Origin of the sequence: Halorubrum sp. SP3 (assembly GCF_005435195.1) — an archaeon.
GTDB classification, from domain to species: domain Archaea; phylum Halobacteriota; class Halobacteria; order Halobacteriales; family Haloferacaceae; genus Halorubrum; species Halorubrum sodomense.
This window is the reverse complement of the sequence record NZ_SGTU01000617.1, coordinates 1-272: the sequence shown is the minus strand read 5'-3', so window position 1 is coordinate 272 and position 272 is coordinate 1. Positions and strand designations below refer to the sequence as shown.

Below are 272 nucleotides of genomic sequence, written 5' to 3'. Positions count from 1 at the left end.
CATCCGACTGGTCGATCAATGACGACCGTACCGAGTACACGTTCACCCTCCGCGACGGCGTGACGTTCCACGACGGGTCAGAACTGACTAGCAGCGATGTTCAGTACACGATCGAGCGGATCACGGACCCGGACGTCGGAGCGCGGTACAGCGGCGTGTTCACGTCGGTCGAGTCGGTCGAGACGCCCGACGACTCGACGGTCGTTCTCCAGATGAGCGAGCGGTACAATCCCCTTCTCCGACAGTTGGCGTTCTCCGGCACGGCGATCATC

Annotated in this window: 1 protein-coding gene; it reads left to right on the top strand. The window is 62.1% G+C overall.

Annotated features, from left to right (window positions below; all coding sequences use genetic code 11):
* A partial coding sequence (locus tag EXE42_RS17775; RefSeq protein ID WP_241988450.1) for an ABC transporter substrate-binding protein occupies nt 1-272 on the top strand: 272 nt, incomplete at both ends.